At 47.7% G+C, this 2,025-nt stretch carries 1 protein-coding gene; it reads right to left on the minus strand.

From position 1 onward, the window contains the following. Positions 1–2,025: condensation domain-containing protein (locus tag ABH897_RS27515; protein ID WP_404593014.1), on the minus strand; the 2,025-nt coding region annotated here is incomplete at both ends.

A 2,025-nucleotide genomic window follows, 5' to 3' on the forward strand; every position in this document is an offset into this window, starting at 1 on the left:
CACGGTAGGTCCAGCTCTTGTCCCCGCACACAACCGCAATTTGCTCGGGTACACGCGCTGCCTGTTCTTCAAACAACTGCGCAATGGGTTGCTCAGGCGGATATGCTTGGGCGGTATCATTAAAGACGTCCAGAATCAGACGTTTGTCCGCCTCGGTTACCCACTGGAGCTCGTTGACACGCATGTGCGGGCGTTCCGCTATTTGCCGCAAAAGATGAAGCAACTGGTTGCTGATTTGCTCTATGTCTGCCTGACTATAGGTGCTTGCATTGTATTGAAATTTGAATGTGAATGTTTCGCCAGGCAGCACAATGAGATTAAAATCATAGTTCGTCTGCTCACGAATCTCCACATTGGCTATCGTTAAACCGGATTTGTGCCCCCCCTGTACGAGCTTATGCATCTGTGCGTCCACCGGATAATTTTCAAACACCAGTATATGCGTAATCAATTCTTGCTTTCGACCGCTCTCCCTCTGCATCTCATATAATGGATACGTATCATATGCGATGGAAGAAATCGCCTGTCGTTGACTCATTTGAAGCAGCTCTGCAAAGCTCATATCTGCTGTTGTGCGAATACGTACCGGGATGGTGTTAATACATGGTCCCACCATAGTGGAGACACCTTCCAGTTCTGCCGGTCTACCTGACACTACGCTACCAAAGACAACATCATCACTGTCGTTATGTTTTTGAAGTAGCGTTCCCCATACAGTCTGTATAAAAGTATTGACAGTAACTTGCACGTCAGCGGCTGCCATCTTCATGTAACGTGTTAATTCTCCATCTATAAGGCAAGTTTGTTCTTCACATACATAGCTGTCGTTCGCTTTTTGAAGAAGCGTAGCGGCAGGGACATTCGCTTGCCCTTCATACCCATCCAAATAAGCCTGCCAGTAGGCAGATGCCTCTTCATGGTTTTGCGCTTCAAGCCACTCGATATATTGGGAGTATGGAGCTACAGCAGGTAGCTCAGCCTGCCGTTGCTGGAGTGCAGCATCGTAATGCTCCATCAGCTCACCGAAAAAGAGTGGCAGACACCAACCGTCCAGAATGATATGATGAAATGTCCAGATACACTGGTATTGATGGTCTTTTGTGCCCAAAATGGTCATGCGCATCAATGGCCCGCGTGCCAAGTCGAATCCGAGCTCCTTTTCTTGCAACGCGCATAACCTTACATGCTCCTTATACTGTTGTTCATTTAGTGCGCCCATGTCTTCATAAACGAAGCTCAACCGGGCATTCCGATATACTATTTGCAGCGGAGCATTCCGCCAATTATCCATAAAAAAAGTACGAAATACGCTATGTCTCTGCATTACTTTTTCCAAAGCATTTGCAAAGTGATCCACGTTAAGCTGACCATGCAGCTTAAATAAAATCTGCTCGACATAAGCAGATGATTGCCTGTCAGCTACGCCGTGAAACAACATTCCCTTTTGCATCGGCGTTAAAGAGTAAATATTTTCAACCTCTTGAGGATGCTCGCAAGCATGCTGCAGTTGCTCCAGCAGTTCGTCCAATTCTCCAACGGACAATCCTTTCATTGAAACATCACTTGGCGTAAGCTGCACCTGTTCCTGACTCACGCAATGCTCCATAATTTCAATGATTTTATCGTGCAGCAGCCAAGCCAGCTTTTGTATACTTTGCTTTTCAAATTGTTTGGCACTGTAGCTGATGCTGAAAGACAGTTGTCCTTGCGCCACGATGCCGTTAATATCAAGTGCATAGAGTCTGCTCTGGTTGGGACTGACAGATAGTCCGCCCATAAAAGCCGCTACCTGCATGCCTTCATAACCAGTCTCCGTATCGAATTGCCCCAGGTAGTTAAAACTGATTTCCGGTGTTTGACCAGCCGGTCCATCCTCGGTCTGATCCGAGGTGTAGCGCAGCAGCCCATACCCTATACCTTTGTTGGGAACCCGCCGCAGCTCCTCCTTCACCGTCTTGATTTGCACGGATAATGCCTGCCCTGCCGGAAAGGAAAGCCGTACCGGATAGCGACTGGTGAACCATC

This window comes from Paenibacillus sp. RC73, assembly GCF_044908085.1.
In the GTDB taxonomy this organism is placed as follows: domain Bacteria; phylum Bacillota; class Bacilli; order Paenibacillales; family Paenibacillaceae; genus Paenibacillus; species Paenibacillus terrae_A.